We start from the raw sequence: 23,900 nt of genomic DNA, 5'->3' as shown, positions 1-23,900 counted from the left end.
CGTTCGTCGAACTACGCGCCGGTCGGCGTCACCGTCGTGCTGTCGGTGCCGGTGGTCCCGTTGGCGAGCCGATAGGTGAACTGGATGTCGACCGGACTGCCGGTCACGTCCGACTGGCGCTCGCCGGGGTTCTCGCGGAACTGGTGGAGGTAGAACGTCGCGGTGCTCCCGCCCGACAGCACCGGTTCGACCGACTGGGTGGTCCGCCACCAGAACCGGTCCATGTCGAACGTCCGGGGGAGGTCGGAACCGTCGGGCGTGTCGTGGACGCCGTTGCGCACGTCGGCCTCGACGTACACCTCGCTCTCCCACTTGCCCTCTCCCGACGAGGGGTCGCTCAGTCGCTTTATCCGGCCCTGTTGGGGGTCAACTCGAACGTCGGTGATAGTCACCTGCTGGTCGTAGTCGTTCCTCACGTCGAAGGTCACGCCCGCGGGCGTCCCGTCGCCGTCCACGTCGGTCGCAGTCGCGGTGCCGTCCTTCGAGAGGCCCTTCGGGTCCGGGTCCGGGTCCGGGTCCGGGTCCGGGTCCGGGGTCCCCCCGTCGAGACTGTAGACCTGTAGGTCGAAGGTGACGTTCTCTTTCGCTTCGACGTTGAAATCGCCGTTCGGCACGTCCGCGATGCTCACGTTCACGCTCTCCTCGCGGGTGTCCCCGTCGAACTCGCCCGCCGCGAACTGGACCGCGACTCGGCCCTCCGAGTCGGTCCGGAGGTCCGAAAACGAGTCTGCGGACGTACCGCGGTGGACGAGTGCGTCGTCGGGGTCGTTGGGTTCGCTGGCGTTCAGCGAGAGGTTTACCCGCGCGCCCGACACCGGATTGTTGTACCGGTCCCGGACCTCCACGACGAGTTTCCGGGTGCCGCCCTCGGGGACGCTGGCGTTGTCGCCGCGAACGTCGGTGGCGTAGTGGGGTTCGACTCCGCTCACGTCGGTTCCGACGCCGACCTTCGCCAGTCGTAACTCGTAGACGCCGGGTTCCAGCAGGATGCGAACCGCGTCCCGTCCCGCGACGGGTTGGACCGCCGAAACGTGGTCGTCGCTACTCGTTCCCGCGGGGTCGAGTTCGCTTTCGAGCAGGTCCTCCCACTTGGTCGCGGTCAGGTTGGTCGGAACGACCAGCGTAACCTCGTCGCCCGGAACCTCGTTGCGGACGGTCACGGTCCGGGTCGCGGCGCTGACCGCCCGGATGTTCACGGAGGCGGTCGCGCTACTCGACTTCGAGAGACTCCCGTTCACCGCGACCAGCGAGATAGCGTTTCCCTGCACGAGTCGCTGGCCCGCGACCACCCGGTCGGCGCTGTCGAACCGGTTGTAGAGGACGCCGTTCCGGTAGACCGTCGTCGGCGGGTTCTGATAGACGTGATAGGTCGGGTCGTAGGTCACGCCGCGAGTCCGGAATCTGCGGGTGTCGCCGTTCCAGTAGTCGCCGGTCTCGCCGACGGCCTCCGCGTTGCCGAGTTCGACCCTCGCGGGCGGGGTCGTCCGTAGGGTCCCCGACGGCGGCGCGGGGTTGACGAAGAACGCACGGACGGGGTACTGGGTGCCGAGGGCGACCGACGACGACCCGTCGCTCCCGGTGACGGCGGTCCGGAGGAGTTCGTCCCGGAGGTCCTGCAGTTGGCTCTGGACCTGCTGGTTGTGGTTGAACTCCACCTGCTCGTTCTGTTGGGGGACGACCGAGGCCTGATACGTCGAGAGCAGGACGATGAGTACCGCAAATAGCAGTACCGTCCCGATTTGGACCGTCACGCCTCGGTCGTCGGTTCGCAGTCGCACTACTCGGTTTCTTTCAGGGATAGCAGTTAAACGTAGCGCCTGTCGGTCCTACTCGTCGGCTTCGTCTTCCTCTTCGACCACTTCGGGGTCGCTCATCGCACTCTGGAGACTGTCGAGTCCGTTGACCCACTCGGTGACGAGACCGTACTCGAGTTCCTCCGTGACCGACATGTCGAGTTCCTCGCCGTCGATGATGCGGGTTCCACCGGCCGCGACCAGTCCGAGCGCCGAATCGAGGTCCTCGGCCTCCTCAGCGCGGCCCGCCTCCAGAACGTACTCCTCGACTGCGGCCTCGTCCGCCGCGCCCTCGGCGACGTACTGCTCGGCCGCGTAGAAGACGCAGACGAGACTCGTCTGAACGCCGTCGATGAGCATGGCCTTGTCGTCGTTCTCGAACGAAACCTCGTCGAGAACGACCTCCCGGATGTCGGTGAGTTCGTCCGTCGCCTCCTCCTCGTCGATGTCACCGTCGTCGTAGGCGGTGACGATTTTGGCGACGGCGATTGCCACGTCGTCCTGCAAGTTGAGGAGGAGACGGGCGGAATCCTCGTCCTCGGGGTCGATGTCTTCCTCGCGGATGCGGTCGAGCCAGTTCTGCCAGCGTTCGTCGGAGTAGAATTCCTCCGGAGGCGCGCTCATGTCTCTTCGGAGTGTTGCGCGCTTCATAAATCCTGCGAGGCGGCTTTCCTCGGCGAAAACCGCCGTCTCGGACTCGCTGGCGGGACGACACGGGGACGCCGAGAGGTTCGGCTATCGCCGGAGGGTCGCCTCGGTGTCGAGTCCGTACACCCGCCGGGGAGTCTCGACGTGGGCGTTGTGAATCGCGTCGTCGTAACCCGACTCGCGCATCCACCGGACGCGCCGGGGGACGGTCTTGGGTCCCATGACCGCGCCGGGTCGGTCGGGGTCGTCCACGAAGTCGGTCTCCATCAGGAAGGGGTCGCCACATTCGGCCGCGAGTTCGAGGCGGTCTTTCTCGCTCATCACGCTCGGGGTCGGCCCGGCGAGTCGGCCGCCAGCGTAGTGCTTGACGACGCGTTCGGGGTCGAGTCCCGCGTCCTCCGCCCACCCCGCGATGTCGGTCAGGTCCTCGCTGGCCTCGGTGTGGAGTTGGACCGCGCAGTCGTTTTCCGCGCCGAGTTCGAGACCGTGCCGGAGGACCGCGTTCGACGCCTCCCACACCGCGTCGGCGGTGTCGTAGTGCGGGCGGCCGGTCTTGAGCGCGACGGCCTCGCCGGGTCCGACGGGTTCGTCCGACTCGGCGGGGTCGCCGTCCGCGACGTACTCGGCGGCCACGTCCAACCCGGCCCGCATCAGGTCGCGGGCCTCCTCGGGGGAGTATCCCCTGTCGTCCACCAACTTCGAGACGAGACCGGGGTGGACCCCGAGGACGGGCCACGCCCGGCCGTCGAGTACGTCGTCGGCGCGCGAGACGACTTCGAGGGTGGTCTCGAACACCGGGCGGAACTCCTCGCCGGTCTCGGGTTCGACGCCGAGCAACCACGACGGCTTGTTGACCACCAGTAAGTGGGTGCCACCGCTCCGCGCGAAGTCCTTCACGGCCTCGATGCCCCGGCCGTGGTCGGGGTCCAGATGCAGGTGATTGTCGAGTACCGGCGTTCCGAGGTCCTCGGTCATACCCGCCGATTGGCCCGAGAGCGAAAAAACGTCGGCGGTTCGCGCCCGGACGAGGAAGTCGTCGAAGGTGGCGGTGAGGTGCTGTGCTGTGGAGTCGCGGTGCTGTGCGGTCGTGGTGCTGTGGCGGTGCTGTGCGGTCGTGGTTTTGATTGGCTCCAGAGTAGTCTTCGTGGTCTGTCGCGGTGCTGGTCGGTCGCGGCGCGTCCAGCGGTACGTCGTCACACCCGTTCTAAGACATCTATAGAATCTTTTAAACAAAATAGATATTATCTAAAACAGTATTTCTGTATATCTGAGCAATATAAATATTTGCTACCGTTCGCGCGCTCGTGCGATGCACTCGCGCTGTGTGCCTACGTGTGCGAAACACAATCAAATATAGAGTACGGGCGGACCCTACCGGTGCGCAGTCCGACGCCGCGCGGCGCGGCCTTGAAGGTGGCTCGGTTCCCAACGTCGGGCATGGCCGACGACCCGCGGACGGTTCGGTCGCTCGCCGTCACGGTCGGCGACGTAGTGGCGGCGTACGAGACCCGACGCCGGAGTTCCCGCAGGCCGGTCCTCCGGGTGACGCCGCCGTTCTCGGGTCGGATGCGGGCGCGACTCCACGACCCCGGACCGGCGGACGAGAGCGAGGCGGACGACCGGAATCCGGAGACCGGCGCGCTCCACGTCCCGCCCGCGCGGTTCGTCGCCGAGGCGGACGTGCCCGCGTACCCGACTCCCGACGCCACCGAAGACGCGCTTCGCGCGGACCCCGACGCCGAGTTCTCGGTCGAGCGCCACCGCGAGCGCCACGTCGAAGCGGTCGAAGCGTGGCGCGCGGCGGTCGGCGAGTCTATCGCGGCGTCGGTGGTGCTTCGAGTCGGGGACGGAACTCACCGCGTCGAGGTCAAGACGCTGGACGGGCCGTCCGTGGGGTGAGTTGTTCGCGGTCGGAGCGTTCGAGGAAGTTCGTTGGAGCGTGTTGCTCGGATGGACGGAAGTTCGAGGGAGCTAGCTACAGGCTTGAGCCAATCATACCGCAACTGCACAGCACCGCCGCCGCCCCGCTACCGCGGGCCACACCCTCCCCAACCGACTCCTTCGTTCCCTCCGGTCACTCAGTCGTCCCTCACGCGGTTGGCGCGGCACAGGGCCGCGCCAGCGCGCGCCAGAAGGGAGGTTCGAGGATAGCGCACGCCGGTCGCCGATTCCCGGAAGCGCCTCGTTCACTCTTCGACCACGAAGGCGTCGTGGGCCGCGTTCCGGAGGGCGTCCGACCGGCCGTGTTCGCCCGGCGCGATGGCGACGGTTCGGACCCCGTTCCGGGCGGCCTTCTCCAACACCGGCTTGAAGTCGGTGTCGCGCGAGGCGATGGCCAGCACGTCCAGACCGTCGGTCAGCGCGAACTCCGTCGCGTCTACCGCGAGTTTCACGTCCACGTCGCCGCTGGTTATCGTCACCTCGAAGCCCCGCGCTTCGGCGGCCTGAATCAGCCCCGGCGTGGCGTGTTCGTCCAGATAGAGCCTCGACACCGACAACTGGCCGAGGTCCTCGGCCACCGAGCGCACGTCGTCCAAGTCCACGTCGAACTCCTCGCGCAGGACGTTGGGACCGTCCACGAACAGCGCGACGGTGGTCGTCCCGTCGAGGAGCGAGCGCAACGGTTGCATACCCTGCCGTAGCGCCCCTTCTACTTTATCGGTGCCGGTCGCGGACGTGACCTAAGTTACCACGGCAAACACGTTTTTAGCAGTTTGTGATTCCGGTAACTATAGCCAGATAACACTTTATTACAAGCCATGATTAAGATTTAAATAACTTCGGCGTGTGGGTTGTAATGTAGCATGTCAGACGACAGCACGCAGCGATTCAATCGACGTACGTTCCTGAAGGCCACCGGTGCAGCTGGCGCGGCTGCTGCAATGAGTGGTGTCGCAGCAGCAACCCCCGGCCGCGAACCCGGTCCGAAGAAGGACGAAATTCTGGTCGGTGTCTCCGCCGGTAAGGGCGACGTGGAAGCCAAAGTCTCCCAGCACGTCCCCGGCAACGCGGAAGTCGTTCACACGAACGACAACCTCCGCTACGCCGCCGTGAAGTTCCCCAGCTCGGCCTCCGACAAGGCAAAGGCGAACTTCATCGACGCCGTCACCAAGAAGGACGGCATCAAGTACGCTGAGCCGAACAAGACCCACACGACCCAGCTCTCGCCGAACGACCCGCGAGCGAGCGACCAGTACGCGTTCAAGCAGGTCCAGTCCGACGACGCGTGGGACACCACGCTCGGTGACTCCAGCGTTACCATCGCCGTCGTGGACACGGGCGCTCAGTACGACCACCCCGACCTGCAGGCCAACTACAAGTCCAACCCCGGCTACGACCACGTGGACAACGACTCGGACCCGTACCCGGACGTTCCGTCGGACGAACAGCACGGTACTCACGTCTCCGGCTGTGCCGCGGCAACCGTCGACAACGGCACCGGTGTCGCCGGGCAGGGTAACACCTCGCTCATCAACGGTCGCGCGCTCGACGAGAACGGCTCGGGTTCGACCTCCGACATCGCCGACGCCGTCGAGTGGGCCGCAGACCAAGGCGCGGACATCATCAACATGTCCCTCGGTGGCGGTGGCTACACCTCCACGATGAAGAACGCCGTCTCGTACGCCGTCAACAACGGCGCGCTCCCCATCTGTGCGGCCGGTAACAACGGTTCCAGCTCCGTCTCCTACCCGGCGGCCTACAGCGAATGTATGGCCATCTCCGCGGTGGACTCCAACGAGAACCTCGCTTCCTTCTCGCAGTACGGTGACGTTGACCTCGCCGCACCCGGCGTGGACGTTCTCTCCACGATTCCGACCGACAGCTACGCCAAGTTCAGCGGTACCTCGATGGCGACCCCCGTCACGTCCGGCGTGGCCGGTCTGACCCTCGCCAAGTGGAGCCTCACCGTCTCCGAACTCCGTAGCCACCTCAAGAACACCGCGAAGGACATCGGTCTGTCCTCGGACAAGCAGGGCGCAGGTCAGGTCAACGCCTACAACGCGGTCACGACCGACCCCTCGAACGGTGGCGGCGGCGACGACCCCACCGACCCCGGCGACGGTTCGACCACCGAAACGGTCAGTGGTTCGCTGTCCAGCTCCTACGACTACGACGACTACGAGTGGAACTGGGAGTACAGCAGTCCGAGCCAAATCGTCGTGGAACTGTCGGGTCCCTCGGACGCCGACTTCGACCTCTACGTCAACGAGGGCACGACGACGGCGGCCTCCCCGAGCAACTACGACTACCGCTCCATCAGCACCGACAGTCAGGAGTCCGTCACCATCGACAACCCGGACACCTCGACGCCGCTTCAGGTTGACGTTGACTCCTACAGCGGTTCGGGTAGCTACGACCTGACGTTCACCGAGTACCAGTAATCCGACTGCCTCGGTTCGACTGTCCTCCTTTTTTGCGAGCCAATCGCGGCGTAGCCGCTGATGTCGTGTCCGTTCGAGTTACGCCCATTCGAGTCTAGATTTTAGCTCTTCGAAGCAGAAAGTAACACGGCATGTCGGATTTCGACTACTTCGACAGACGAACGTTCTTGGAAACGAGCGGTTCGGTGGTCGCGGCGAGTTGCGCGCCGGTCGCGGGTGCGTCCGGTCGGACTCCCGGACCGAAGCGAAATCCTCGTCGGCGTCTCGGCGGGCCGGGACCTCCGGGGGACCGTCGCCCTGCACGTCCCGACCGGTGGCGAAATCGTCCACGACAACGAGACGCTTCGCTACGTCGCAGTCGCGTTCCCGAGTCGGGCCGACGACGCGTGGGACGTGACCACCGGGTGTTCGGACGTGACCGTCGCCATCCTCGACACTGGCGTCCAGCACAACCACCCCGACCTCGAACCCCGATTTCACCCCTCTTTTAAAGGAGTTTCGTCGTCGTGGTAATCGGGTCGGACATACGCTGTGCGTCGGGTGGGGGTATTTATACTGCCTTATTGATAAGGCACCCCGGAGAAGAAATAAATAAGTGAACGACTAGGAAATTTAATATAGTTTGTACGATTAATCAAGTTTGTCATGTCAGAAAACGACATCACGATTGACAGGCGTTCGCTTCTGAAAGCTGGTAGTGCCGCGGGTGCGCTGGCCGCATTCGGTGGCATCACGATGGCCGCTCCCGGCCGCGAACCCGGACCGAAATCGAACGAAGTGCTGGTCGGCGTCTCGGCCGGTGCTGGCGAACCGAAGGAAGTCGCGGCCAAACACGCCCCCGCGAAGGCCTCGGTCGCCCACGAGAACAAGACGCTCCGGTACGCGGCGGTCAAGTTCCCCGAGGAAGCCTCGGACACTGCCCGCCAGAACTTCATGGACGCCGTGGCCGACGACGACGCCGTGAAGTACGCCGAGGAGAACGGCACTTACGAGACCCAACTGTCGCCCGACGACCCCAAATTCTCCGACCAGTACGCTCCCCAGATGGTCAACGCACCGACCGCGTGGGACACGACGAAAGGCACGTGGGACGTGACCATCGCCGTCTTGGACACGGGCGTCCAGTACGACCACCCCGAACTCTCGAACAACTACGCGAGCAACCCCGGCAAGGACTTCGTGGACGACGACAGCGACCCCGCCCCGGACGTGCCGTCCGACGAGTACCACGGCACTCACGTCTCGGGCATCGCGGGCGGCGAGACCGACAACGCGACCGGCATCGCGGGCATGAGCGAGTCCGAACTCATCAACGGTCGGTGTCTCGACGAGAACGGCTCCGGCTCCTACTCCGACGTGGCCGACGCCATCACGTGGGCGGCCGACCAAGGCGCCGACATCATCAACATGAGTCTCGGCGGTAGTAGTCCGAGTAGCACGATTGAGAGCGCAGTGGACTACGCCCACAGCGAGGGCAGTCTGATAGTCGCGGCGGCCGGGAACAGCGGCAGTGACGCCGCCAACCACTATCCGTCGGCCTACTCCAAGGTGATGTCTATCTCGGCGCTCGACTCCGACGGAACGATAGCGTCCTACTCGAACACCGGCGAGGAAATCGACGTGTGCGCGCCCGGTTCGGGCGTCCTCTCGACCGCTCCGACCGACAGCTACAAGACTCTCAGCGGCACGTCGATGGCGACCCCGGTCGTCTCCGGCGTGGCGGGTCTCGCCCTCGGGGAGTACGACCTCACTAACGTCGAACTCCGCGACCACCTCAAGAACACCGCGGTCGACATCGGTCTGTCGGCGAACAAGCAGGGGAGCGGTCGCGTGGACGCCGCCAACGCTGTCGAAACCGCGCCCGCTCCGTGTGGCGCGCGAACGAACGTGACGACCATCACCGACCAGCTCTCGGGTAGTAGTGACAGCGACTGCTGGATGCGGGAGTTCGAGTACAGCGAACCGTGCCGCGTCACCGTCGAGTTGTCCGGTCCCACGGACGCCGACTTCGACCTCTACATCAACGAGGCCGACGGCTACTGTCCGAGTACCGACAGCTACGACTATCGTGGATTTAGCGTGAACAGCCAAGAGACCATCATCATCGACAACCCCAAGGCCTACTACCCGCTGTACATCCGCGTGGACTCGTGGAGCGGGTCGGGTAGCTACGACCTGACCATCACCGAAGAAGGACTCTGAAGCGCCGATAGCACCCTCTCGGTAACTGGCCTTTTACGCGTCGGACGAGTACGCAGGGTCATGGTCGCGGAGACTGGAATCGCCGCCGAACTCATCGACCTGCTGTCGGTGTTCGTCATCGCGGCGGGCGTCGGCGTCTTCGTCGCCAAAGTCGGCCGATTCCCCTACACGATTGCGCTCTTGCTCGCCGGACTCGCGGTATCCGTTCTCGGCATCACCATCGACATCGAACTCTCTCACGACCTCATCCTGTTGGTGTTCCTCCCGCCGTTGCTGTTCGAGGGCGCGGCGACAACGGACCTCGAACGCTTCCGGGCGAACCTCTCGCACGTCCTCGTCCTCGCGGTGGTGGGACTCGTCGTCGCCATCCTTCTGCTCGGTGTCGCCGGGCACTACGCCTTCGACTTCCCGTTGCTCGTCGCCCTCCTGTTCGCGGCCATGATTCTTCCCACCGACCCCGTGTCGGTGCTGGCGCTGTTCGAGGAACTGGGCGCGCCCGAACGACTCTCGGTGCTGGTCGAGGGCGAGAGCCTCGTCAACGACGGCGTGGGCGTCGTCATCTTCTCGACGCTGTTCGCGCTGGTGGTCGAATCCACCGAGGCCGGGACCGACCTCGCGGAACTCGTGACCGTCGGCACCATCGCCGACGCTTCGGCCGACATCCTCGTCGCCAGTCTCGGCGGCGCGGTGGTCGGACTCGTCGCGGGTCTCGCGGTGTATCAGGTCATGTACCGACTCGACGAACACACGACCGAAATCGTGCTGACGCTGATACTGGCCTACGGGAGTTTCCTGCTGGCCGAACACACCCTGAGCGGCGTCGTCGGCGACTTCTACTTCAGCGGCGTCATCGCCACGGTGACGGCCGGACTGCTCATCGGGAATCGGGGCGCGGAGTACGCGATGAGCGCCCAGACCAAGATTTCGGTGTTCAACACGTGGGACACCGCGGCGTTCCTCGTCAACACGCTCATCTTCCTGCTTATCGGCGCGAAGACGCCCATCGACCAGATGCTGGCCCACGGCCGACTCATCCTGCTGTCCATTCCGCTGGTCGTCCTCGCGCGCGCGGCGGTGGTCTACCCCGTCACGACGCTGGTCAACCGGTTCGCCCCGAAGTCGGTACCGCTCGACTACCAGCACGTCATGGTGTGGGGCGGTCTCCACGCCTCGATTCCCATCGCGTTGGTACTGGGTCTGCCGCCGAACTTCCCGTTGCGCGAGGAACTCCGGGCGATGGTGTTCGGCGTGGCGGCGTTCAGTCTCGTCGTACAGGGGCTGACGATGGGGCGGGTCATGAACGCCCTCGACATCGTGACTCGCTCGGACGCCGAGGAACTGTACGAACTGCTCGTTGGCCGCGCCCGCGCGGTGGACGCGGCGCTCGAATCGGCCGAACGCCTCCACGAGTCGGGCGACCTCTCGGCGAGCGTCTACGAGGACTTCCGCGGGGAGTACGAACGCGAGAAGCGCGACCTGAACGAGACCATCTCCCAACTCCTCGAGGACAACCCGGAACTCCGGCGCGAGGAGTTGCTCATCGGCGAGCGCCAAGTCCTCAAACAGGAGAAGAGCGCCCTGTTGGACGCGATGCGGACGGGAACGGTCAGCGACGACGTGGGTCGCCACCTGATGGAGGAAGTGGACCTGAAAATCGACCGGGTGCAGTCGGGCGAGAGTACGGTCAGCGACCGACCCGACGAAGAGGGTTACGAGGAGTTCTGGCGCTCGCGCGCCGCGGAGTTCGGACTGGAGACGCGACTGGAGACCCGAGAAGCCAGCGACGACTGAGGGCGCGAGAACCGACCGCTCGCGCTTCTCGGGGCTTCTGACGGGGAACGCTTCTCGGGACAGACTTCCCGACTCGGCGCATACTTTTCCGGACGAACCACCCGGCGCGCGCTGGCGCGAGTTCATCTCGCGCCAAGCCGCGCGAGGGACGACTGAGCGACCGCAGGGAGCGAAGGAGTCGGTTGGGGAGGGTGTGGCCCGCGGCGGCGGTGCGGTTTGCGGTATGATTGGTTCAAGCCTGAAGCTAGCTCTCGGGTCGTCGTCCTACGTTTGCGGTGCGGAGCGGTCTCCCGGTCCGACCCTGAAGCAACCCGCCACTTAAGCAACACAAACATTTTTCTAACAATTAAAAACATTGCTAAGACAAATACAAAAATACCTCTACTAAGGTTCAAGTACGATACCGCACCAGTTCGGGCCGACCGGCGCGCGGAACGCACCTGCCGGTCCGACAACCATGACGCACTGCTACAACTGCGGTCACACCGGTACGTTCGTACTGCTCGTCCAGTTCGCGCTCGCGGTCCCCAGTCCGGCCGGGGACCACGACGCCGAATCGTCTGCCGCGACCGGAGTCGGCGACGGAACCGTCGCCGACTCCGCCGCCGACGCGGACCGCCACGCTACCGCGGACCCCCGACGACCCGCGTCGTCGCCGGGTCTCTCGCTGGCGGTTCAGTGTCCGGCCTGCGACAGCACCGATGTCGGCGTCGAGGCCAGCGACCTGCTGGCGCGCTACAGGTCGAGTACCACGTCGTAGCGGTCTTCGACCGCTTCGTCTCGGCCGGTTCCGTCGCCACCCGTCTCACCGGTACCGTCTCCGTCCGCTCCGTCGGTTTCGCTCGTCCAGACGACTAGCCGTGCGTCCGCCCGGCGCGCGGCGGTGGCGAGTCGGCGTTCGAGCAGGGCCACCACGCCGTCGCCCCACCACGAGCGAATCTGGTCGCGTTCGCAGAGCCACACTTCTTGGGGGTCGCGGTCGGCGGTCAGGTCCGCCGCGCAGTCGGCGGCCGCTGTCGCGTCGGTGCCGTCGTAGCGCCGGACGGTCCGACCGCTCGGTGCCTCGGCGGTCACGTACAACGGCGCGCGCCGCCGTCGGGACCCACCGATGCCGTGACGGACGGTTCGACCGTCACGGTCTCGGGCGGGCGCGGCGGCGGGTTCGCACCGCGAACGAGCGCACGCCGTGCGCCGCTTTCGTCCAACCGAGAACGAAGTTGCTTCATCTGCGGTATCGTCATTATAGACTATCTCTCCGAAATAGCTATCGGTTCATAACGGTACCGATACGCGGACCTATCGCGGACGACCGTGGGAGAGACAACCTAACGTTCCCACAGTTACCACGCCACGCGTGTTCCGGTGTGGATAGAACTATAAACGCGGGAAGAGACGCTTTCGAGCGAATGGAGTTCGACGTACTCGACCACCGTTCGGGTCTCGGCGTCTTCGACCCAATCGAGAACGCCCGGTTCGAGTTGTACACGCCCGAGTCCGTCGAACCGGAGTCCGAATCGACCGACGGTTTCTACTTTCCCGTGGACGTTGCGGTGGGGTTCGAAGCCTCGGCGGTCGAGATTCCGAAACTGGTCTCGACCGTCGTCCGGCGACACACCGGCGAAATGCTCGCCGACGCGACCACCAGCGAGACCCAGACGTTCGGTGCTGGCCGCTACCTCGTCGAACTCCAGAGTACGCCGATGAAACTCTACCTCGTCGTGGACGGTCCCTTCGAGATACGGCCGGGCGACGAGTCCGTCACCGCCAGTTTCGGCGAGCGTCGTCGGGTTCGGGTCGGCGCGCGGTCGTTCCACGAGCGACCGCTCGGGACGATTACCGTGACCGACGACGTGGAAGACGCGATGGCGGCGGTTTCGCTGTTCGGGTCCGCGCTCAAGACCACCTCGTGCGAGCGGTCGTTTCCGACCCTGCGCGGACATCCGCCGCGGGTCGAGCGCGGCGACTCGTTTGCTGTCTCGGACGGCATCGACGCTCCCGACACGGGCGTCGAAATCGTCCTGCCGCCCGACCGAGAACACGTCTATCCGAGCGCGTCGCTGGCGTACTACCTCGGTGCCGAACTCGTCGCCGGGTCCGACCCCCGACTCGTCGCGGGCGACTTCGAGTACGACCTCGACGGCGCGGGTGGCTACGAGGCGACGGTCAACCGCGTGTTGAAGCAGGTGTTCTTCCTCGACTGCCTGACTCGGACCGAGGGCTACTACCCGGTCGAACTCCACGAGCGCGAGCAGGTCGAACCCGCGGTGGACCTCGACTTCCCGGACCTCTACGGCCGACCGCTGGCCGAGCAACTGCCTCGGTACCTCTCGGTGCCGTTCGACGCGCTCGAACCGCACGTACTGGACTGGCACCTCACGACCGACGTGGTGCCGACGGCCGGGAACGCGGCGGCGCTCCCGTACTTCGCCCACGAACTCGCGCTGTTGCGGACGCCCGAGGACCCGACCGACCAGTCGGTCGAGCCGACGTTCGAGGAACTGGACGAGTTCACGCGGTCGGCCGTCGCCTCGGGCGACTTCACCCGGAGCGCGAGCGACGACGCTTCGACGCGGGGCGGGCGCGACGACGCACTGACCCGGAACACGCGCGAGACGTGGACCACGGACGACGAGATGTTTCGGGTCGAACCGGCAGAGACCATCGAACACGCGTGGGTGGGCGAGGGCTACCCCATCAACGCGAACAAGGTGACGATAGCGTCCCTGCGTCGGCAGGCCGAGCGCACGCCGCCGGACGACTCGGACATCGAGGTCCACGTCGTCTGCAACGACCCGGAGATGGACGAAGAGAGCGTCGTCGGCGAGTTCTACGGCCTGCGCGACTTCGTGAACTACGACGTGACGATTCACGAGGAGTTGACCGTCGCGGAACTTGGAGACCTACTCGAATCCTCGGCGGACTTCTTGCACTACATCGGCCACGCCGACGACGAGGGGTTCCGGTGTGTTGACGGCCACCTCGACGCCGACTCGCTGGAGTCGGTGGGCGTCGAGGCGTTCCTACTGAATGCGTGCCGGTCTTACGAGCAAGGCGCGAAGCTGGTCGAGAAGGGGAGTACCGGCGGCGTGGTGACGCTCGCGGAGGTGGTCAACTCGGCCGCGACGAAGGTGGGTCGGGCGCTAGCGCGGTTGCTGAACTCAGGGTTCTCGTTGCGCTCGGCGCTGAGTATCGCCGAGAAGGAGGTACTGGTGTCCATCGAGTACGTCACTATTGGGGATGGCGGGTTGATGTTGTGTGAAAACGACAACGGATGTCCTATTTCGTACCGTATTGAGGAGGGAGAGGAGGAGAATCAATATATTTTCGTCCCTTATGCTCATCCTTGCTCGTCGCATGGTCTTGGAACTATAGCAAATAGTATAGCAGAAGAGTCATCAACTAATTATCTATCATCTGGCTCGCTTAGGCCCTTTCAATTCACAAAGGACGAAATAATGGATTTCATAAACAACGATGAAAATATCGTCCCTGTACTCATAGAGGAAGAACTCTATTGGGGTAATGACCTTCCCGAAGTTTTGTAATTAGGGACCAGGATTTGCACCGATTTGATTCGCCGCGGCGTTTCCTGTTTGTGCCAGAACCATTCCGGTGGTGAATAGGAAACCGATTAGTCGTGGGTGCTGTGCGAGCGTGTCAAGCATGGTTGTCTTCGACATGCATGCATAACACTCTGCTATCTGAAATTATATTTTTCTAAAGTATTCTAACTATGAAATATATTGTAAAAAGTGGTATCGGTTGTTGAGTTGACCTAATATATTGGTTCTAGTAGCAATTAGTTAAAACGTCCGTTTGGAATACAAATTATTTATTTTGCTTTCATTTAGCATCTAAAAAAGTTAGGGCGTGTATATTCGACTTGTGCGACTTCGTGAACTACGACGTGACGATTCACGAGGAGTTGACCACGGCCGAACTCGCCGATTTGCTGGAGTCCTCGGCGGACTTCTTGCACTACATCGGCCACGCCGACGAGGAAGGTTTCCGGTGTGTTGACGGCCACCTCGACGCCGACTCGCTGGAGTCGGTGGGCGTCGAGGCGTTCCTACTGAATGCGTGCCGGTCTTACGAGCAAGGCGCGAAACTGGTCGAGAAGGGGAGTACCGGCGGCGTGGTGACGCTCGCGGAGGTGGTCAACTCGGCCGCGACGAAGGTGGGTCGGGCGCTAGCGCGGTTGCTGAACTCAGGGTTCTCGTTGCGCTCGGCGCTGAGCATCGCCGTGAAGGAGGTGCTGGTGTCCATCGAGTACGTCACTATTGGGGATGGCGGGTTGTCACTTTGTGAGGGTGATAGCGGTGGTTTAGTAAAGTTCGACATTAAAAGGGTTGGAAGCGAGTATCTGATTAGCCATTATTCGTACCCTAGTTCGTCCTATCGACTCGGAACCTTGGCGAAGTTCATGGATGAAGAGACGACTCGCCATCTGGCCTCTGGCTTACTCGATACGTTTCGCGTAAGTGAAAAAGAGCTGAACTCAATTTTAGATGTTCAATTTGCACCTGTTGAAGTTGATAACAAACTCTACTGGAGCAACGAAATTTCGCTTTCTGACCTGTAGTGGCTTATGGTCCGTTCGTCATTCCTGTATTGTTCGCCGCGACATTCCCTGCCTGTACCAGAACCATCCCGGTGGTGAACAGGAAGCCGATTAGTCGCGGGTGCTGTGCGAGCGTGTCGAGCATGGTGTTCTTCGACATGCATGCATAACACTCTGCTATCTGAAATTATATTTTTCTAAAGTATTCTAACTATGAAATATATTGTAAAAAGTGGTGTCAGTTATCGAGATGACCTTACAGGTGGATTCTAGCAGAGATTAGTTAAAACATGCCCATAGCTAGTGAATTATCCGTCTCGAATCGGTTTCGAGGACCGAGACGGTGCGGCGGCAACGTCCCGATTCTCGGCCCTCTGCCGCCTCACCTTCCGGAAATTTTATCTAAGCTACGTCCGACAACCTTGACAAATGGACTCAGAGCTACGGTTTCGCGGGAGCGGAGCGAACCCTCGCTTCACGAAGTGGCTCGCCAACCTCAAGCAGGTCGGGAGCAACATCCTCGTCACCGGTGAGGTACCCGACGAGGTTTCCGCGCGAGCCTCTAGATTCCTCTACGGGCGCGAGAAGCGCCGCTTTCGGATACTCGCGCTGACCGACCAGACGATAACCAGCGCCGAGTCCCGACTCCCCGAGGACGCCGCCTTCGACGACCCCACGACGTGGATTATCGACCAGCGCCGCGGCGAGCGGTCGGTCCCGGCCACCGCGGGCGGCGTCACCGCCGGGTTGGACCCGCTCGGGTCCGACGACGCCCGACAGCTCTGTGACGAGATTCAGTCCGCAATCGCGTTCTACGACGAGAAGGCCGAGGGTCTCGACCCCGCGGAACTCCGCGTGGGCGTCGATTCGCTGTTTCCGCTGGTCGAAGAGGACCGCTCGGCGGCCGAACACGCCCTGCGGACGCTCGGGGCGACGGTCCGCGGAGTTCACGGGATGGCTCACTACCACCTCCGCGTCCCGGCCGACGACGAAGTGGTCGAGCGACTCATGCCGCTGTTCGACGCGCGCGTCGAGCTCCGCAAGCGACCGCGCCAGAACCCCGAACAGCGCTGGTACGCGCCGAAAATCGACGCCAAGACCCCGTGGATGGAACTCTGACTCTCGCGACCGACCTCCGACTCACTCGACGAACTCCCTGACGTTTCCTTCGAGAAGCGCTCCCGAATCCTCCAGTTGCGACTGAAGCGCGTAGTGAAGCTTCGTCACGTACTCCGCCTGCTCGGTGTCCGCCAGCCTGTACTTCGGCGACGCTTGCGTCCCGGTCTCTGCCCCCGTCTCTCGTTGCTCGACCACGCCGAAATCGAGGAGGACCGACTTGTGGTCCCGGTGAAAGCCGGACTGCGAAACGTCGGCGAGGTCACAGAGTTCGGCGGCAGTGAGCCACGCTCCCCGCCGTTCTACGAGAACAGCGACGAGCTTTGTTCGAGCGCGCGACCCGAAAATCCGTGAGAGTACGGGAGTGAACTCTTTCGTGACCATACCTTCGTTCCACAGTATCGGTGAGCGTGCTAAATACGTGGGTGAAACGACTCATAACACCACTGCCAAATAGTAATATTTCCGATAAGTATTTCTGAAGTATCGTCGTATCAATCGATGCCGTCGTAAAAACATCGTTTCGAACTCCGATTCCAATCGTAAAAATGTCAGAGAAAGATATAGAATTCGACCGTCGTTCCGACACAGAACAGACCCCCTTGCTTCTCGATGGCGTCTCGCGCGACGACCTGACGAAAGGATTTCTCCGCGAGATTCACGAAGCGGCAGACGACGAGGAAGTGCCGTTAGAAAATATCTCGATAGCGACTCGTTGAGCGGACGCGTCCGAAGTCTACTCCCGGCACAAAGACGCGACATCCCCAACTATTTTGTCTATAGCGTCAATAGTACGTATATAGCTACCAATCCATAAAAGAGCCACTGTTCTACAAACTAGAGATGACTGACGAAATGGAGGAAAAGATACTCGGTACGACGACAGTCACCCAGCGATGGCGCATCAGTCTCATCAAAGCCGTCCGCGAAGAACTCGAGAAGGACGCCGACGAGATAGAGGAAGGCGACCGACTCGTCTACAAACTCGCTGACGGAAAAATAGTCATCGAATTGGCGTAAACGTCGATAAATCGTAGTCTATTGGGGTATTTTCAGCTAGATAGTCGAAATAGCTAAGAGTCCATAACAACACCGATACCCAAGACGGCCGTAGATGAGTTCAGACGAATCCGAAGAGAAGATACTCGGAACGACGACAGTCACCCAGCGATGGCGAATCAGCCTCATCAAGGCCGTCCGCGAGGAGTTCGCCGAGGACGGACTCGAAGTCGAGGAGGGCGACCGTCTCGTCTACAAACTCCGCGACGGTCAAATCGTCGTCGAACCCGCGTGAGCGCGCCGCTCGACCAGTATCGACGCCGCTCGGTTCGACGCCAGTCCGTCCGACGCTCGTTTACTCGACATCGAGTACTGCTGAAGCGCCCGGAAGACAAAGCATTACGTGCCGGGCGTCTAACCGTCTCCACATGACGCTTCGGAAGCCGCCACTGCGCGACGTTCACGCTGGCGAGGGAGCGACGTTCACCGAGTTCGGCGGGTGGGACATGCCCGTGGAGTTCGACTCCATCAAGGCCGAACACGCCGCGGTCCGCGAGGAGGCGGGCATCTTCGACGTGTCTCACATGGGCCAAATCCAAGTCGGCGGCCCGGACGCCCGCGAACTGATGCAGAAGCTCACGTCCAACGACGTGACCGAACTCGGCCGCGGCGACTCCCACTACTCGATGATAACCGACGAGGAGGGGACGATTCTGGACGACACCGTGGTCTATCGACTGCCCGATGACGAGGACGCCGAGTACCTCTTCGTCCCCAACGCGGGCCACGACGAACAGATGCACCGCCGGTGGACCGACCACCGCGACGAGTGGGACCTCGACGCCACCGTCGAGAACGTCACCGACGAGTACGCGATGTACGCGGTGCAGGGTCCCGACGCTCCGGACCTCGTGGCGGACGTAGCCGACGGGTCGGTGACGGACCTCTCGAAATTCGACGGCAAGTACGTCGAGTTCGACGGCGTGTCGTGTTGGACCGCCCGAACCGGCTACACCGGTGAGGACGGCTTCGAGATTATCGTCCCCGTCGAGGCGGCCCAAGCGGTCTGGGAGTCGTTCGACTGCCAGCCCTGCGGGCTCGGTGCCCGCGACACCCTCCGGATGGAGATGGGCTTCCTGCTGTCGGGCCAAGACTTCGACGCCGACGAGGACCCCCGAAACCCCTACGAGGCGGGCGTCGGGTGGACGGTGAAACTCGACACCGAGTTCGTCGGCCGGGACGCCCTCGAAGGCGTCGATGCGGAGGGAACAGACGAGGAGTTCGTCGGCATCAAACTCGTGGACCGCGGGGTGGCCCGCCACGGCTACGACGTGACCGACACCGACGACCACGTTATCGGCGAAGTCACCAGCGGAACGATGAGTCCGACGCTGAACGAACCCATCGCGCTGGGTTACGTCCCCTCGGAGTACGCCGACGCCGGGACCGTCGTCCGCGTGATGGTCCGCGGCCAGTCGAAAAAAGCAAAGATTGCGAACACGCCATTCCTGAGTGACTAACAATGAGCTTCGAAGTCCCTGAAGACCGAAAGTACAGTAGCGAACACGAGTGGGTAGAGACGACCGACGGCACCGCGAGAGTCGGCATCTCCGACTTCGCGCAGGACGAACTCGGCGACGTGGTGTTCGTCGAACTCCCGAGCGAGGGCGACGAACTCACCCAAGACGAGGAGTTCGGCGTCGTGGAGTCCATCAAGGCGGTCTCGGACCTCTACGCGCCGGTCAACGGCACCGTCACGGCGGTCAACGACGCGCTCGAAGACCAGCCCGAACTCGTCAACGACGACCCCTTCGGCGAGGGGTGGATGCTCGAAGTGGAGTTGGCCGACGACAGCGGCTTGGACGAGTTGCTGACCGCCGACGAGTACCGAGAACAGATAGAGTAGTCGCGTCGGTTCAAATCGACGCCCAACCGACGGACAGGTCCCGACTCGGGACGTGCCACCGTTGCTCGCCGACTCGACCGTCGTCGGCCGAGTCGGACAACCGAATTTCTACGATAGCGTCCATGTCGTCGGCGAAGGTCTGTACAACGTCGCTATCGTACGGTTTCGGCAAAACGTAGTGGGCCATCGCGTCGTAGTCGCGGACGTAGCCCCCGACGATGCGCAGACAGCGCCGAACTACGTCTTCGCCGTAGAAGTCCAAAAGCGGCTCCAGCGAGTCGATTCCAATCCGGAGGTCCCCGGGGTGGAGCGAGCCAGCGCGAGTTGCGAACTCCTCGATAGCTTCGACCACCGCGGCCTGAAGTCCGGCCAACTGCGGGTCCGCGATACGGGTCTCCTTGACGCCAGCGAGGTCCGGCGGAGTGTTCGGGTCCGTCGCGGTCGTGACCGACCGGAGCGCCCCGGCGTGGTTGAGGACGTGGGTCGTCTCGCCGACGGGCCGCGGCGACTCGCTCGGGTCGGGAAGTCGCTCGGCGATGCTCTCGGGAGTCGCGTCCGTAACTGCGAGCGTCCGATAGCGGACCGTATCGTCGTCCCCGAACATCCGGGAACTCGCCTGCGTGAACAGCTCGCGCGGTGCATCGCCGACGACGAGCAGGTTACAGCCGGTGGATTTCAGCTCGTTCAGGAGACCGAGAAAGTCCGTGAGGTCGTCGGCGGGTGGCGATTCGTCGGACCCGCGTGTGAAATCGCGGGGAGTTGGGGACGACATAGGTGTTGGTATGACTGTCATTTTCAGAGGAAATTTATAAAATTTCCCTCTTAATCGTGGTAGATACAATTACTACCACACGTTATAGATTTGTCTGGAACGTAAATACGGGATTCTCAATAGTTAGAATTGTAGTAAAATAAACTATAGTAGAAAGTCGGAAGTTGCTACAGTTGGTAGCATCACGTACGATGGCACAGTTTGATTTCAGTGATTGGTTTTACGAGTCCCCTCGGCTATTACAAGTGGTTTGGGTAGTCACGCTAGCTCTAAGCGAGCAGTGGATAACGATTACGGGTTGTTGCGCGAAATCGGGGCCGTAGTTTCGTCTTGCTGGAACCATGCTCCACTCCAGACTAATTCTCGATTCACAACTAAAGGGTCGTAATCGGTTGCAGTCCATTTTTCAACTGCATCCCGTGTAGTCGTTAGGTCGTCGTACTTCCCTACGGCGATATAATATTGGTCACCATCGAAGAATGAAGGACTAAAACTAGACCCTATTCCACGCTTTTGAGTCGGATACGCATGTGGACTAATGTTAATTCGTGAGCTTTCTCCAGAACGTTTGCTGATGTGGCATAGTGTCGGTATTCCACTTTCACATTGTGCGACTAGCGATAGCGGGTCACCCACAACTACGTACCTGTTGCCAATCGAAGTATACTCACGAATAATCTTCATCGCGGCACCGATACCAAATCCGTGATAGAGCAACCGAGATAGCGTCTTACCGATTTCAACAGCGCCGGAATTGAACAAATCCGCGAGACTCACGATAGCCGCACTCGCACCCGCTTTCACCAACTCGACGCCTTGGTCGTGCGACCGACAACCGTTCAAAAGCACAGTCGTCGCGTTGACCTCTTCGACAGTCTTAGCATCCAGAATCCCGTCAGGACACTCGAAGCCCTGCCCGTCGATGTGACCGATGAAGTGAAACACGTCGTAATTCTCGGCGAGTAGTTCCCGCAACTCGCCGGTCGAGACGCCGATTTTCGAGGTCACGTCGGCCGGTACGTCGTCTCGACTTCCGTAGATGTCGCCGACAGAGGCCAATTCTTCGCGCATCCGCTCGTCGTTACAGACCACCGCGATGTCGATGGTGCCGTCGGAGGGTTCCGGCGTCTCGTTGGCGAACGCCTCCCGGAGTAGCTTCGTCCCGCGAATCGGCGTCCCGTCGCCGACCCACAGCCAAACATTATTAATTTGTTATTTTTAGTGGAAAATTGGAAGGTGCTACGTCCATTAGCAAAATATACGATGGCACAGTTTGACATCACAAAATGGATTAGGGAGAGTCCGAAACTAGTTGAAGTCGCTTGGTTTATGTCAATCTCTTTATTTTATTTAGGGGTGGAAATCGAAAAGTGTTGTGCGAAGGTCGGACCGTAGATTACATTTCAGTCAGTAGTTCACTTCCCCAAATCAGCTCTCCATTAAAAATTACAGGTTCGTAATCTTCCGAAATCCAACTTTTTAGTTTATCACGTGTGATGTTAATATCGGCGTGTTCTCCAATGGCTAAATGATAATAATTGGTTTCAAATATTTCTGGCTCAAAAACAGTGCCGATTCCTATTTCTGGAACCGGATATGCTATTGGTTGAACATTAAGTGACTCACTTTCGGTGGGTTTCGTAGTTATGTGGCAGAGTATCGGCAGAAATCCATCACATTGTACTACGGGCACGCCGGGATTGCCGATAACTACGTATCGGTCGCCAATCGAAGTATATTCTCGAATTATCTTCATTGTAGTACCGACATCAAATCCGTGATAGAGCAAGCGAGTGATGGTTTCGCCGATTTCAACAGCGCCGGAATTGAACAAATCCGCGAGACTCACGATAGCCGCACTCGCACCCGCTTTCACCAACTCGATGCCTTGGTCGTGTGAGCGACAACCATTCAGAAGCACAGTCGTCGCATTAACTTCCTCGACAGTTCCGGCGTCCAAAATCCCGTCGGGACACTCGAAGCCCTGCCCGTCGATGTGACCGATGAAGTGAAACACGTCGTAATTCTCGGCGAGTAGTTCCCGCAACTCGCCGGTCGAGACGCCGATTTTCGAGGTGAGACTGACCGGCACGTCGTCTCGACTTCCGTAGATGTCGCCGACAGAGGCCAATTCTTCGCGCATCCGCTCGTCGTTACAGACCACCGCGATGTCGATGGTGCCGTCGGAGGGTTCCGGCGTCTCGTTGGCGAACGCCTCCCGGAGTAGCTTCGTCCCGCGAATCGGCGTCCCGTCGCCGACCCACGCCTGTTCCAGCGCGTCCACCTCCGGGAGCGTCACGTACTCGTCCAAGTCCGGCACGCCCGAGACCGAGCTACCCGACTCGCCGTCTCGACGCAGGTTCGGCGCGTCCGCGGACCGGTAGAAATCCTCGATGGCGGCGGCCTCCACGCTCGGGCCGGGCCGCCGGAGGAACGAGTCCAGCGCGTCGTCCAACTCGTCGTCGATTTCGGACTGCGCCGCCGAACGCTCGCTTCCGACCTTCGGCCGGACCAGCGACAGGTCGTTGACGAGGTAGGGCAGGAGTTCGGCCACCTCGGGACCGGGGTTCGCCTCGGTGTGCGTGACGCGGTGCCACGGCGAAGCGATGGCTTCGACTGCCTCGTCGGGGATGGTGAGGTACACCGCGAGTCGCTCGGCGGGCGAGACCTCGTAGAGGTCCGCGAAGTCCAAGTCAATGTCCGCGCGTGCTTCGAGGACGTTGCGCTCGTGGAGTTCGTCGGGATACAGGCCTTCGGTCCTGACCACGCAGTCGAGGAAGAAGACCCGCTTGAGTAGGGCCTCCGTCGCGTCGGCGATTTCTCCCGGTTCGTCACCGAGATGGAGTGCGGCCCCAGTATCGGCAGTTACGTGCGCGCTCTCGCCGGGGACGACCTCTGCGCCGAGGTAGTACGCCAGCGGAGCAACGGTGTACACCGCCCAGTATTCGGACGGCACCGTTACCCGGATGCCCGTGTCGGGCACCTCGAGGTCCGAGGGAATTTCGAGTTCGTCGCCGCGTTCGACCCGCGGCGGATGTCCGCGCAGGGTCGGCCACGCACGCTCCGGCGAGAGCGTCTTGAGTGCCGACGGGAACGTCGAGACGGCTTTCATCATCGCTTCGGGGTCGTCCGGGACCGTAATCGTCGCGCCCGGAGCGCTGTGGTACGACCGCGCGCCGATGTCGATAGTGGCGTCGTCACCGAACTCGAAGACGACCCGCTCGGTGGTCGCCTCGACGTGGACGCGCCCCGAAACGCGCAGATACACTTTGATAGGCGAGTGGAGTTCCAACAAGTAGTCGTCGGCCGCGAGTTCGTGCGAGGACGGACTATCGACCGACCGTAACGGGTCGCCGTCCGGCGTCCGAACGTCTACGGGAAGCAGGTACGGGAGACGAAGCACGCCGACTGAAATACGACGGGCCGTATCGACCGGAAAGGCGAACGGCTCGGTATCGGCGGGCGTCGGGTCCACTGGTTCGTCCGTGCGAAGCGAAAAGTGGCGAGTTTCTACCGGGTCGATGATGTCGAGTCCGGTCTCGTCGGACGGCAATTCGAATCGCGGATGGAGAGACATGATTGGAACCCCTCGACTGTACGACGGTGGTCACAGGCAGTCGTTAAAAACCCTCGGACAACTGATTGCTTCACTCCGAGCAACAGCGTCGAGTCGCTCTCTGAGGCATATCCTCAGATAGTCCTGAACGACATATTCCTTGCTTAAAAAATC

Annotated in this window: 24 protein-coding genes; 13 read left to right on the top strand and 11 right to left on the bottom strand. The window is 61.9% G+C overall.

Going from position 1 to position 23,900, the window contains the following annotated elements; genetic code table 11:
* Window positions 1-11 precede the first annotated feature (11 nt).
* The 3 genes from P2T60_RS10540 to P2T60_RS10530 form a co-directional block, all read right to left on the bottom strand.
* On the bottom strand, window positions 12-1,778 hold the full coding sequence (locus tag P2T60_RS10540) for a hypothetical protein (protein WP_276279204.1): 1,767 nt from the start codon (window positions 1,776-1,778) through the stop codon (window positions 12-14).
* Between the two features lie 48 nt (window positions 1,779-1,826).
* Window positions 1,827-2,417: a DUF2150 family protein gene (locus tag P2T60_RS10535; protein WP_276279203.1), complete on the bottom strand. Its 591-nt coding sequence runs from the start codon at window positions 2,415-2,417 to the stop codon at window positions 1,827-1,829.
* A 111-nt stretch (window positions 2,418-2,528) separates the two neighbouring features.
* The gene (locus P2T60_RS10530; protein WP_276282197.1) at window positions 2,529-3,416 is read right to left on the bottom strand and encodes a TatD family hydrolase; all 888 of its coding nucleotides are present in this window, start codon (window positions 3,414-3,416) and stop codon (window positions 2,529-2,531) included.
* Between the two features lie 462 nt (window positions 3,417-3,878).
* Between P2T60_RS10530 and P2T60_RS10525 the strand changes: the two genes are divergently transcribed.
* Window positions 3,879-4,340 (top strand): DUF8009 family protein, encoded by a 462-nt coding sequence (locus P2T60_RS10525; RefSeq protein WP_276279202.1) that lies wholly within the window; start codon window positions 3,879-3,881, stop codon window positions 4,338-4,340.
* Window positions 4,341-4,627: 287 nt separating this feature from the next.
* On the opposite strand, the gene P2T60_RS10520 is transcribed toward P2T60_RS10525, so the two are convergent.
* Window positions 4,628-5,071: an NYN domain-containing protein gene (locus tag P2T60_RS10520; RefSeq protein WP_276279201.1), complete on the bottom strand. Its 444-nt coding sequence runs from the start codon at window positions 5,069-5,071 to the stop codon at window positions 4,628-4,630.
* A 174-nt stretch (window positions 5,072-5,245) separates the two neighbouring features.
* Between P2T60_RS10520 and P2T60_RS10515 the strand changes: the two genes are divergently transcribed.
* From P2T60_RS10515 to P2T60_RS10495, 5 genes are all read left to right on the top strand, one after another.
* Entirely contained in the window at window positions 5,246-6,823 is a 1,578-nt protein-coding gene (locus tag P2T60_RS10515) for a S8 family peptidase (RefSeq protein WP_382209188.1), read from the top strand.
* 216 nt (window positions 6,824-7,039) lie between these two features.
* Window positions 7,040-7,336, top strand: coding sequence for a hypothetical protein (locus P2T60_RS10510; RefSeq protein WP_276279199.1), 297 nt, complete (start codon window positions 7,040-7,042; stop codon window positions 7,334-7,336).
* Window positions 7,337-7,468: 132 nt separating this feature from the next.
* Complete coding sequence (locus P2T60_RS10505) at window positions 7,469-9,025, top strand: S8 family serine peptidase (RefSeq protein WP_276279198.1); 1,557 nt, start codon at window positions 7,469-7,471, stop codon at window positions 9,023-9,025.
* A gap of 60 nt (window positions 9,026-9,085) precedes the next feature.
* Window positions 9,086-10,816 carry a cation:proton antiporter gene (locus P2T60_RS10500; RefSeq protein ID WP_276279197.1) on the top strand — a complete coding sequence of 577 codons (1,731 nt, stop codon included), beginning with the start codon at window positions 9,086-9,088 and terminating at the stop codon, window positions 10,814-10,816.
* A gap of 457 nt (window positions 10,817-11,273) precedes the next feature.
* Entirely contained in the window at window positions 11,274-11,576 is a 303-nt protein-coding gene (locus P2T60_RS10495; RefSeq protein WP_276279196.1) for a hypothetical protein, read from the top strand.
* Here P2T60_RS10495 and P2T60_RS10490 read toward each other — a convergent pair.
* Window positions 11,552-11,890, bottom strand: a complete 339-nt coding sequence (locus P2T60_RS10490) for a hypothetical protein (protein ID WP_276279195.1) — start codon at window positions 11,888-11,890, stop codon at window positions 11,552-11,554. The two genes, P2T60_RS10495 and P2T60_RS10490, sit on opposite strands and share 25 nt — an antisense overlap.
* Window positions 11,891-12,222: 332 nt before the next feature.
* On the opposite strand from P2T60_RS10490, the gene P2T60_RS10485 reads away from it, so the two are divergent.
* Window positions 12,223-14,361: a hypothetical protein gene (locus tag P2T60_RS10485; RefSeq protein ID WP_276279194.1), complete on the top strand. Its 2,139-nt coding sequence runs from the start codon at window positions 12,223-12,225 to the stop codon at window positions 14,359-14,361.
* Here P2T60_RS10485 and P2T60_RS21895 read toward each other — a convergent pair whose 3' ends face one another.
* On the bottom strand, window positions 14,362-14,481 hold the full coding sequence (locus tag P2T60_RS21895) for a DUF7503 family protein (RefSeq protein WP_420028714.1): 120 nt from the start codon (window positions 14,479-14,481) through the stop codon (window positions 14,362-14,364).
* Window positions 14,482-14,711: 230 nt separating this feature from the next.
* Here P2T60_RS21895 and P2T60_RS10480 point away from each other — a divergent pair, with 230 nt between their 5' ends.
* Window positions 14,712-15,398, top strand: a complete 687-nt coding sequence (locus P2T60_RS10480; protein WP_276279193.1) for a hypothetical protein — start codon at window positions 14,712-14,714, stop codon at window positions 15,396-15,398.
* A gap of 4 nt (window positions 15,399-15,402) precedes the next feature.
* On the opposite strand, the gene P2T60_RS10475 is transcribed toward P2T60_RS10480, so the two are convergent.
* Window positions 15,403-15,537, bottom strand: coding sequence for a DUF7503 family protein (locus P2T60_RS10475; RefSeq protein ID WP_276279192.1), 135 nt, complete (start codon window positions 15,535-15,537; stop codon window positions 15,403-15,405).
* A gap of 269 nt (window positions 15,538-15,806) precedes the next feature.
* On the opposite strand from P2T60_RS10475, the gene P2T60_RS10470 reads away from it, so the two are divergent.
* On the top strand, window positions 15,807-16,496 hold the full coding sequence (locus P2T60_RS10470; protein WP_276279191.1) for a DUF7504 family protein: 690 nt from the start codon (window positions 15,807-15,809) through the stop codon (window positions 16,494-16,496).
* Between the two features lie 21 nt (window positions 16,497-16,517).
* On the opposite strand, the gene P2T60_RS10465 is transcribed toward P2T60_RS10470, so the two are convergent.
* Window positions 16,518-16,877 carry a helix-turn-helix domain-containing protein gene (locus P2T60_RS10465; protein ID WP_276279190.1) on the bottom strand — a complete coding sequence of 120 codons (360 nt, stop codon included), beginning with the start codon at window positions 16,875-16,877 and terminating at the stop codon, window positions 16,518-16,520.
* A 459-nt stretch (window positions 16,878-17,336) separates the two neighbouring features.
* On the opposite strand from P2T60_RS10465, the gene P2T60_RS10460 reads away from it, so the two are divergent.
* From P2T60_RS10460 to gcvH, 4 genes are all read left to right on the top strand, one after another.
* Window positions 17,337-17,513, top strand: coding sequence for a hypothetical protein (locus P2T60_RS10460; protein WP_276279189.1), 177 nt, complete (start codon window positions 17,337-17,339; stop codon window positions 17,511-17,513).
* Window positions 17,514-17,607: 94 nt separating this feature from the next.
* Complete coding sequence (locus P2T60_RS10455) at window positions 17,608-17,787, top strand: hypothetical protein (protein ID WP_276279188.1); 180 nt, start codon at window positions 17,608-17,610, stop codon at window positions 17,785-17,787.
* 133 nt (window positions 17,788-17,920) lie between these two features.
* Window positions 17,921-19,012 (top strand): glycine cleavage system aminomethyltransferase GcvT, encoded by a 1,092-nt coding sequence (gcvT, locus tag P2T60_RS10450; protein WP_276279187.1) that lies wholly within the window; start codon window positions 17,921-17,923, stop codon window positions 19,010-19,012.
* A 2-nt stretch (window positions 19,013-19,014) separates the two neighbouring features.
* Window positions 19,015-19,398 (top strand): glycine cleavage system protein GcvH, encoded by a 384-nt coding sequence (gene gcvH, locus P2T60_RS10445; RefSeq protein WP_276279186.1) that lies wholly within the window; start codon window positions 19,015-19,017, stop codon window positions 19,396-19,398.
* Window positions 19,399-19,408: 10 nt separating this feature from the next.
* Here gcvH and P2T60_RS10440 read toward each other — a convergent pair whose 3' ends face one another.
* The 3 genes from P2T60_RS10440 to P2T60_RS10430 all read right to left on the bottom strand — a co-directional run bounded on the left by P2T60_RS10440 (window position 19,409) and on the right by P2T60_RS10430 (window position 23,747).
* On the bottom strand, window positions 19,409-20,170 hold the full coding sequence (locus P2T60_RS10440; protein ID WP_276279185.1) for a DUF7504 family protein: 762 nt from the start codon (window positions 20,168-20,170) through the stop codon (window positions 19,409-19,411).
* 291 nt (window positions 20,171-20,461) lie between these two features.
* Window positions 20,462-21,241 (bottom strand): CHAT domain-containing protein, encoded by a 780-nt coding sequence (locus tag P2T60_RS10435; protein ID WP_276279184.1) that lies wholly within the window; start codon window positions 21,239-21,241, stop codon window positions 20,462-20,464.
* Between the two features lie 325 nt (window positions 21,242-21,566).
* Window positions 21,567-23,747, bottom strand: coding sequence for a hypothetical protein (locus P2T60_RS10430; RefSeq protein WP_276279183.1), 2,181 nt, complete (start codon window positions 23,745-23,747; stop codon window positions 21,567-21,569).
* Window positions 23,748-23,900: the final 153 nt, after the last annotated feature.

The sequence above is a fragment of the Halorussus caseinilyticus genome, assembly GCF_029338395.1.
GTDB classification, from domain to species: Archaea; Halobacteriota; Halobacteria; order Halobacteriales; family Haladaptataceae; genus Halorussus; species Halorussus caseinilyticus.
The sequence above is the reverse complement of the archived record's forward strand: the minus strand, read 5'-3'. Positions and strand labels throughout refer to the sequence as shown.

Excerpts from the sequence above, each read along its gene's own strand:
- P2T60_RS10455 (WP_276279188.1), top strand. The coding sequence starts at position 17,608 with ATGAGTTCAGACGAATCCGAAGAGAAGATACTCGGAACGACGACAGTC.
- P2T60_RS10520 (WP_276279201.1), bottom strand. The coding sequence starts at position 5,071 with ATGCAACCGTTGCGCTCGCTCCTCGACGGGACGACCACCGTCGCGCTG.
- P2T60_RS10495 (WP_276279196.1), top strand. The coding sequence starts at position 11,274 with ATGACGCACTGCTACAACTGCGGTCACACCGGTACGTTCGTACTGCTC.
- P2T60_RS10430 (WP_276279183.1), bottom strand. The coding sequence starts at position 23,747 with ATGTCTCTCCATCCGCGATTCGAATTGCCGTCCGACGAGACCGGACTC.
- P2T60_RS10440 (WP_276279185.1), bottom strand. The coding sequence starts at position 20,170 with ATGTCGTCCCCAACTCCCCGCGATTTCACACGCGGGTCCGACGAATCG.
- P2T60_RS10515 (WP_382209188.1), top strand. The coding sequence starts at position 5,246 with ATGTCAGACGACAGCACGCAGCGATTCAATCGACGTACGTTCCTGAAG.
- P2T60_RS10530 (WP_276282197.1), bottom strand. The coding sequence starts at position 3,416 with ATGACCGAGGACCTCGGAACGCCGGTACTCGACAATCACCTGCATCTG.
- P2T60_RS10500 (WP_276279197.1), top strand. The coding sequence starts at position 9,086 with ATGGTCGCGGAGACTGGAATCGCCGCCGAACTCATCGACCTGCTGTCG.
- P2T60_RS10465 (WP_276279190.1), bottom strand. The coding sequence starts at position 16,877 with ATGGTCACGAAAGAGTTCACTCCCGTACTCTCACGGATTTTCGGGTCG.
- P2T60_RS10485 (WP_276279194.1), top strand. The coding sequence starts at position 12,223 with ATGGAGTTCGACGTACTCGACCACCGTTCGGGTCTCGGCGTCTTCGAC.
- P2T60_RS10505 (WP_276279198.1), top strand. The coding sequence starts at position 7,469 with ATGTCAGAAAACGACATCACGATTGACAGGCGTTCGCTTCTGAAAGCT.
- P2T60_RS10460 (WP_276279189.1), top strand. The coding sequence starts at position 17,337 with ATGACTGACGAAATGGAGGAAAAGATACTCGGTACGACGACAGTCACC.
- P2T60_RS10535 (WP_276279203.1), bottom strand. The coding sequence starts at position 2,417 with ATGAGCGCGCCTCCGGAGGAATTCTACTCCGACGAACGCTGGCAGAAC.
- gcvH (WP_276279186.1), top strand. The coding sequence starts at position 19,015 with ATGAGCTTCGAAGTCCCTGAAGACCGAAAGTACAGTAGCGAACACGAG.
- P2T60_RS21895 (WP_420028714.1), bottom strand. The coding sequence starts at position 14,481 with ATGCTTGACACGCTCGCACAGCACCCACGACTAATCGGTTTCCTATTC.
- P2T60_RS10475 (WP_276279192.1), bottom strand. The coding sequence starts at position 15,537 with ATGTCGAAGAACACCATGCTCGACACGCTCGCACAGCACCCGCGACTA.
- gcvT (WP_276279187.1), top strand. The coding sequence starts at position 17,921 with ATGACGCTTCGGAAGCCGCCACTGCGCGACGTTCACGCTGGCGAGGGA.
- P2T60_RS10525 (WP_276279202.1), top strand. The coding sequence starts at position 3,879 with ATGGCCGACGACCCGCGGACGGTTCGGTCGCTCGCCGTCACGGTCGGC.
- P2T60_RS10435 (WP_276279184.1), bottom strand. The coding sequence starts at position 21,241 with ATGCGCGAAGAATTGGCCTCTGTCGGCGACATCTACGGAAGTCGAGAC.
- P2T60_RS10470 (WP_276279191.1), top strand. The coding sequence starts at position 15,807 with ATGGACTCAGAGCTACGGTTTCGCGGGAGCGGAGCGAACCCTCGCTTC.